Origin of the sequence: Mesorhizobium sp. M7A.F.Ca.MR.362.00.0.0 (assembly GCF_004023175.1) — a bacterium.
Lineage (GTDB): Bacteria > Pseudomonadota > Alphaproteobacteria > Rhizobiales > Rhizobiaceae > Mesorhizobium.
The window spans coordinates 5,476-12,482 of the sequence record NZ_RZTF01000177.1 but is presented as its reverse complement, the minus strand read 5'-3'; the positions used below and the strand labels follow the sequence as shown (position 1 = coordinate 12,482).

9 protein-coding genes and 1 pseudogene are annotated in these 7,007 nt (G+C 62.0%); 8 read left to right on the top strand and 2 right to left on the bottom strand.

Going from position 1 to position 7,007, the window contains the following annotated elements; translation table 11 throughout:
* Window positions 1-216 (bottom strand): annotated as a pseudogene (locus tag EOC06_RS20785) (GDP-mannose pyrophosphatase); the annotation flags it as partial.
* A gap of 224 nt (window positions 217-440) precedes the next feature.
* On the opposite strand from EOC06_RS20785, the gene EOC06_RS20780 reads away from it, so the two are divergent.
* The 3 genes from EOC06_RS20780 to EOC06_RS20770 all read left to right on the top strand — a co-directional run bounded on the left by EOC06_RS20780 (window position 441) and on the right by EOC06_RS20770 (window position 2,340).
* Window positions 441-1,544 (top strand): NADH:flavin oxidoreductase/NADH oxidase, encoded by a 1,104-nt coding sequence (locus tag EOC06_RS20780; protein ID WP_128308672.1) that lies wholly within the window; start codon window positions 441-443, stop codon window positions 1,542-1,544.
* 247 nt (window positions 1,545-1,791) lie between these two features.
* Window positions 1,792-2,070, top strand: coding sequence for a DUF982 domain-containing protein (locus tag EOC06_RS20775; protein ID WP_013532012.1), 279 nt, complete (start codon window positions 1,792-1,794; stop codon window positions 2,068-2,070).
* Between the two features lie 30 nt (window positions 2,071-2,100).
* Complete coding sequence (locus tag EOC06_RS20770) at window positions 2,101-2,340, top strand: DUF2188 domain-containing protein (RefSeq protein ID WP_013532013.1); 240 nt, start codon at window positions 2,101-2,103, stop codon at window positions 2,338-2,340.
* Between the two features lie 158 nt (window positions 2,341-2,498).
* On the opposite strand, the gene EOC06_RS20765 is transcribed toward EOC06_RS20770, so the two are convergent.
* On the bottom strand, window positions 2,499-2,780 hold the full coding sequence (locus EOC06_RS20765) for a hypothetical protein (protein ID WP_084016230.1): 282 nt from the start codon (window positions 2,778-2,780) through the stop codon (window positions 2,499-2,501).
* Window positions 2,781-3,100: 320 nt separating this feature from the next.
* Here EOC06_RS20765 and EOC06_RS20760 point away from each other — a divergent pair, with 320 nt between their 5' ends.
* The 5 genes from EOC06_RS20760 to EOC06_RS20740 all read left to right on the top strand — a co-directional run bounded on the left by EOC06_RS20760 (window position 3,101) and on the right by EOC06_RS20740 (window position 6,538).
* Window positions 3,101-3,844: a competence/damage-inducible protein A gene (locus tag EOC06_RS20760; protein ID WP_128308671.1), complete on the top strand. Its 744-nt coding sequence runs from the start codon at window positions 3,101-3,103 to the stop codon at window positions 3,842-3,844.
* 81 nt (window positions 3,845-3,925) lie between these two features.
* Window positions 3,926-4,759 (top strand): universal stress protein, encoded by an 834-nt coding sequence (locus EOC06_RS20755; protein ID WP_127272270.1) that lies wholly within the window; start codon window positions 3,926-3,928, stop codon window positions 4,757-4,759.
* 133 nt (window positions 4,760-4,892) lie between these two features.
* The gene (gene gpt / locus EOC06_RS20750) at window positions 4,893-5,393 is read left to right on the top strand and encodes a xanthine phosphoribosyltransferase (protein WP_057145797.1); all 501 of its coding nucleotides are present in this window, start codon (window positions 4,893-4,895) and stop codon (window positions 5,391-5,393) included.
* Window positions 5,394-5,605: 212 nt separating this feature from the next.
* Window positions 5,606-6,094: an NUDIX hydrolase gene (locus tag EOC06_RS20745; RefSeq protein ID WP_023810435.1), complete on the top strand. Its 489-nt coding sequence runs from the start codon at window positions 5,606-5,608 to the stop codon at window positions 6,092-6,094.
* 132 nt (window positions 6,095-6,226) lie between these two features.
* On the top strand, window positions 6,227-6,538 hold the full coding sequence (locus EOC06_RS20740) for a PilZ domain-containing protein (protein ID WP_127322526.1): 312 nt from the start codon (window positions 6,227-6,229) through the stop codon (window positions 6,536-6,538).
* Window positions 6,539-7,007 lie beyond the last annotated feature (469 nt).

Here is a 7,007-nt window from a genome sequence, read left to right as displayed (position 1 = left end):
GACGTAGGCGGGATAGCGGAACTGACGCACCAGAAGCACGGTCGAGCGCGAGGGATCGTAAGGCAGGATCACCGCGCCATCGCCGCGATCATAGGTCTGCCGGATTTGCGTCTCCCACTGCCCGTCGCGCCGGCGGTAGTCGAGGACGGTCTTCTTCAGGACGGCCCAGTCGTCGGAGAGGATTTCCTCCGAACGGACGCGAATACGATCTTCCATCGTGGTCTCCATGCAAAAGCGCGTCGCGCTTTATGCTCCTGTTTTATGCATGTCGCTCTCCCAAACCGGGCCACTTTTGGGCGCCATGCATTGCCGAGGCGTATCCGCGAACCGGCATTTCGGCAATCCCGTCAGTGATTGGTCCAGAACCCCTTTCACCGCCTCGTGTCTGGCGCAGGCGCCATCGGTCGCCTAAATAGCTGCGAACCCTCCCGGAGTTTCTCATGACAGCGTCGCTTTTCCATTCGATCACCCTCGACGGCCTCACCTTCCCCAACCGCATCGCCGTCGCGCCGATGTGCCAGTATTCCGCCGACGACGGCTCGGCCAGTGACTGGCATCTCCATCACTGGATGAACCTCGCAATGTCCGGCGCCGGCATGGTCACAGTCGAGATGACCGATGTCGAGCGGCGCGGGCGTATCACCCATGGCTGCCTCGGCCTTTATTCCGAAGACAATGAGGCCGCCGCTCGCCGCGCACTGGACGCCGCACGACGCGTCGCCGCACCCGGCACGAAATTCGGCTCCCAACTCGCCCATGCCGGCCGCAAGGCTTCGAACCGCAAGCCGTGGGAAGGCGGCGGGCCACTGCAGCCAAATGAGGATCCCTGGCAGACCGTCTCCGCCTCGGCCATCCCCTACGACACCGGTTGGAACGTGCCGCACGCACTGGAGGACGAGGAGATCCTGCAACTGATCGAGCGCTTCGCCGAAGCCGCAAGACGGGCCGAACGCGCCGGCTTCGATTTCATCGAACTGCATGCCGCGCATGGCTATCTGATCTTCCAGTTCCTGTCGCCCTTGTCCAACCAGCGCACGGACCGCTGGGGCGGCTCGCTGGAAAACCGCATGCGTCTTGTCGTCGAGATCGCCAAGGCGGTGCGCAAGGCTACGCCAAAGCTGATGCTCGGCGCGCGGCTGTCGGTGATGGATTGGGTCGATGGCGGCTTCGACGTGGCGGACGCGATCGAAGTGGCCAAAGCGCTCAAGGATGAGGGCGTTGCCTATCTCTGCTGCTCGAGCGGCGGCAATTCGCCGTTGCAGAAATTGCCCACCGGCCCCGGCTATCAGGTGCATCTGGCGGAAGCGGTGCGCAAGGGTGCTGATATTCCGACCCGTGCCGTCGGCCTGATCGACGACCCCAAGCAGGCCGAAGCGATCCTCACCGAGGGCCGCGCCGACATGGTGGCGCTGGCGCGGGCCTTCCTGGCTGATCCGCGCTGGGGATGGCGTGCGGCGGCCACATTCAGCGAAACGATTCACCCGGCGCCGCAGCTTGCCCGTTCGGTGACCACGATGCAGCATTGGATGAAGGCGACGGGCTGAACGGTCCGCGCTCCCGACACGCGCGCCCTCCTGCCTCCAGACGGCCTGACGGTGCTTCGCTGCTATTCCGTCCGCAAGCTGTTGGCGTGGAGTGGGCGTGGCTGGGCTTGGGAGGAACCCTGTTCAGGGCATTCTTGCCGGTTGCGCCGCAGACCGCAGGTGTAGAGCCTTCAAACAGCCTCTGAGACGTTTGGGCGCAGGCTGACGGCCATGGTTGCAACCAAATTGGCTGCTTTGCGTTGCGGCCATGATGGACAACAAACCTTTTGAAGTGCCGGTCGTCGTCGAACTTGGCCACGTCGGCAAATATCGCCACATCCGCAGCGCCCAGGAAGCCGCGGAGTGCCTGATGACGGTGTGGCCGCTCAATCGCGGCCCGCGCCATCGTGATGCCCTCGACACTTGCCTCAAAGTGCTGGAAGGTTATCGTTCGACAGCAGATGCGCGCCGGGCGCTGATTGAAGCCGCCAAGGAATCGGAAGTGCTGGTGCCCGACGACAGACTGCCCGACGACCGGCTGCATTGAGCAGACGGACCTTTCAACCGGAGGTTTTCCATGGCGAAGCTGACTTACAAAATCGTCGAACATGACGGCGGCTGGGCCTACAAGGTCGGAGCGACCTTTTCCGAGACGTTCCCCACGCATCAGGACGCATTGCGTGCGGCCGAAATCGCCTCGGCCGAGCAACAGGTCGCCGGAGCGACCGACGGCATCCAGTATGAGGACGCCGAAGGCAAATGGCACGAGGAACTGGCCGACGGCCGCGACCGGCCGCAGACGGAAGTGTCAGATTAATTCGGTATCGCGGTTGATGTTGAGCGGTCCGGCAGGCGCCGACCGCAGCGCCGTCCGGAGAGAGGACGCGCCAGCGGCCAGCGATTGGCCTCGCGGACTACCCCTTGAACATGGCTTTCCAGAAAATCGGTATCCGCTTTTCGGAAATCGCGTTCTGGCTATTTGCCGCAATACTGATCGTTGACGTTTTGCCCTGCGTTAGCGTCCGGGCCTGGCGTGTTGTGGGCACATGGGCCTATCGCGCCGGTATTGCCTTGGGTGTTCAACCCGGAGCCGTCACTGATGCTTCCCGTGGTATAGGGATCGACAGTTGTCTGATCGTTGTTGCCGAATAGCCACCAGTCGCGATTGTTGGAATACCTGTCGTCCAGTGACTGCGCCATCGCCGATGTTGCGAGACCGATCGTCAGAACAGATGCTGCGAGAATTTTTGTAACCATTGAATCACTCCGTATCTTCGCCGCCTTGGTGCGACACTCATAAAACCCGGTAGTCAGCCGAATGGTTCCTTGAAATTGTCGTGAGGCTCAGGTGAGGCCCTGACCAGCAAAGCCCGGCCGGCGATGCGCTCGATGAACGCGGCGGTTCGCTCCGGGACGACGAATTGCTGCATGCGCCCTATTCCCTCGAACGGTTCGAACCTAGATCCTTGACGTCATCGGCCGCCTTGGCGGCGCGAAGATGACATTGCGGCTACCGTCGCGCCGCGCTATCTCAGACCACTCGCCTTCCCGGGCCATACGCCTTGCCGGAGCCATCCATGCCTGAAATCGTGACCGCCGCCATGCTCGTCATTGGCGATGAGATTCTGTCCGGCCGAACCAAGGACAAGAACATCGGCCATCTCGCCGACATCATGACGGCAATCGGCATCGACCTGAAGGAAGTGCGTGTCGTCCCTGACGAGGAAGAGGAGATCATCGCCGCGGTGAATGCCGTGCGCAGCCGTTACACCTATGTGTTCACCACCGGCGGCATCGGTCCGACGCATGACGACATCACGGCCGATTCCATCTCCAAGGCTTTTGGCGTGCCTTGCGAATACGATGCCCGGGCCTATGCGATGCTGGAAGCAAGCTATGCCGCGCGCGGCATCGAATACACGCAGGCCCGCAAGCGCATGGCACGGATGCCGCGCGGCGCCGATCTCATCGACAATCCGGTGTCGGTCGCGCCCGGCTTCCGCATCGGCAACGTCCACGTCATGGCCGGCGTGCCATCGATTTTCCAGGCCATGCTCGACAATGTCGTGCCGACGCTGAAGGCCGGCACGAAGATGCTTTCGGCGACCGTCCCCTGCCCGTTCGGCGAAGGCCTCATCGGCGGGCCGTTGGGTGATATCCAGAAAGCGCATCCCGATACGATCATCGGCTCCTACCCGAAATATGGCGACGGCAAGTTCTGGACCGAGCTGGTCGTGCGTGCCCGCAACCAGGAGGCGCTGGACGCCGCCCGCGCCGACGTCGAGGCGATGGTCGCCGGCTTCGCCAGCAATCCCGGCTGATCTGGTCCAGACCGGAACAAAGCACGACGCTGCAACGTTTCCCCGGCACGAGTTCACCAGCTCGTAAATCGAGGGATTGTCATGCGATTCAAAACCATCGTCGCCATTCTGCAGAACGAGCAGGACGCCGAGCGCGTGCTCGACTGCGCCATTCCGCTCGCCACCCGGTTCCAGAGCCATCTGGTCGGCATCCACGCCGAAACGCTTCCCGTGCCCTACACCTCTGCCACAGGCTTTCCCGACACCGAATTCCTGCAGGTTTCGGCAGATATGAACCGGGAACGGGCCGAGAAATTAAAGGCGCTGTTTCTCAGACATATCGAGGATTCCGGTCTTTCCTTCGAGTGGCGAAGCCTGGAGAGCTTTTCGGGTGACAGCGCGCTGACCGGGATTTCGAGCGTGCGGGCCGCCGACCTGATCATAGCGGCGCAGCGCGAAACGGGCGGCGATTCCAGCGCGGACGTGGACACGCTGGTCTACGATGCCGGCCGGCCGGTGCTGGTGGTGCCGCACGAGGGTCCGCTGATCACCACCTTCAAACGCGTCTTGCTCGCCTGGAACGGCAGCAAGGAAGCGGCGCGGGCCGCCTTCGACGCGCTGCCCTTCATCATCGAAGCCGAGAAGACTGACATATTGGTTATCGACCCTCCTGAAACGCTCGACGACAGCCCGGAGGCCGCCGGCGCCGAAATCGCGTCGGCGCTGTCGCGCCACGGCGCCACCGTCAGCGTCTCGGTGCAGCAGTCGGGCGGCAATTCGGTCGATGACATCATCCAGACCAGAATCGCGGAAACCGGCGCCGATCTGCTGGTGCTCGGCGCCTACAGCCACTCATGGCTGCGTCAGCTTCTGTTCGGCGGCGTGACGCGCAGCGTGCTGCGCACCGCGCCGGTGGCGGCGTTCCTGTCGCGGTAGGTCCACAGCGATCGCTGGGCCTTGCCTTTGCCAAGGCCCCTTGCTCTTGCCAAGATGGGGGCTTTCCAGCTAATTCCGCGCGCATTCCCCTGTTTTCCTGCGCGCGATCCCCGCGTGCTGTGGAGTGCGCGACATGTCCCTTCCCGAAAAAGCCTTTCCGGTCTCCTGGGACCAATTCCATCGCGACGCCCGGGCGCTCGCCTGGCGGCTTGCCGGCGCCAACAAGGGACAATGGAAAGCGATCGTCTGCATCACGCGAGGCGGGCTGGTCCCCGCGGCGATCATCTCGCGTGAACTCGGCATCCGCGTCATCGAGACGGTCTGCGTCGCCTCCTATCACGACTATACCAGCCAGGGGCAGCTGCAGGTCCTCAAGGAGATCACCCCTGCCCTGCTCGCCGAAGACGGCGCCGGCGTGCTGATCATCGACGACCTGACCGACACCGGCAAGACGGCGGGCATCGTGCGCGCGATGATGCCCAAGGCGCATTTCGCCACCGTCTATGCCAAGCCGAAAGGCCGGCCGCTGGTCGATACTTTCGTCACCGAAGTCAGCCAGGACACCTGGATCTATTTCCCGTGGGACATGGGCTTCACCTACCAGAAGCCGATCGCCGACGACCACGCCGGCTGATTCGCAACTACCTGCCTGTTACAGACCAGCAGCTTGCACCCGGGCATGATTGCTTTCGCAAACAGGTCCGGCAGGGCCGGATATTTTGCGAAATCGACATCTATTGGCGGAAATCGGCCAGGCGAATGAAATTTTTTACTTTTATTGCCGACAATTAGCCGTAAGATTCGTGAGACGGCAAACGATTCCGGAGGCTGGGGCTAGCTTCTTCGATGTTGACGAGGCCAACGACACACAATCATCTGGCCGAAAGGGTCCGACGGCTCTTCGGCACGGCGCCGTGCCGCCTGCAGGTTGCCGCCCTGCCCTGGCGCGACACGGGCGACGGCGTCGAAATCATGCTGATCACCAGCCGCGATACCGGCCGCTGGGTATTGCCCAAGGGCTGGCCAGAGGCCAGGGAGCCGCTCTGCGAGGCCGCGGCGCGCGAAGCCGGCGAGGAGGCCGGGCTGCGCGGCCGTGTCTCTCATCTTGAAGCCGGCCGTTACTTCTACGCCAAGGTCCTGGCTTCCGGCGAAGAAGTGCCGTGCGAGGTCTTGGTGTTTCCACTGCATGTCGACAAAGTCGCGGACCGCTGGAAGGAAAAACACTCACGCACCCGCAAATGGGTCCGTGCGAGCGAAGCGGTGCGCATGGTCAACGAACCCGACCTTTGCCAGATCATCGCCTATTTCTGCGCCGACCCGCACAGCTTCTCCTGACGGGCGGCCACACCGCTCTCTTTGCAAAACGGAACTGGCTTGCTAAGGTTAGACACGCGTTGCCGCGCTTCGACATGAATGCTTTGCTAAGGAATCAAGGGTAGGATTCGGCAGCTCTGGTATTTTTGATCGATGGCGAATCCCGCAAATCCAATTCCAAACGAGTCCGACGACCCCCAGCGCGAGCATCGTCCGCGCGTGCTCAAGGGTGGGTCGATCATCACCGGAATTTCGAATTCGGAAGTCGGTTGCACGCTGCGCAACCAGCACGACGGCGGCGCCGAACTGAAGATACCGCTCGAAGCCCGGGTCCCAGATCGGTTCCTTCTCTATGTGCCGCTCGACGGCATTGCCTATCGGTGCGAGGTCCGCTGGCGTCGCAACGACCGTATCGGGGTGCAGTTCACCGGCACCGAGCCAAAGCCCCGGCTGCATTACGGCTGACGCCCGGGCAAGCTTGCGCGCGGAAAATCGTGATCCGCGCCTGCATTCTATCCCCGTTATCCACATATGTGACACACAAGATGTTGGGGTCACAAAAGCTACGCAAACGAATCCTTGACGGCGCAAAACGAGTCGCCTTTTATAGGCCATGTGCTCCTGTTGAGAGTGCGACCGGAAAGTTCTGAGCCCGGTCTTTTTTCCCGGATTATGTGCGTTTTTGCTCGCATTTCCGCCCGTTTACGAGGCCGGCGGAAGCGTTGGGATTGTGGGGCGGTTGGGGACGATAGGGACAATTGTCGGGCTTGAATAAATTGTCTGTTAATACTATATTTAGTGTTTGCAGGTAGGTTCGACGCTAGATAGTGTGAATTTCCCTCGATCGAGGGAATCGGAAAAATCAGTTTTGAGGGACCCGCGGGTTCGTCGGCGCGTTGGACAGATACTTCGCAAGGAGTTTGACCAGCAGGGC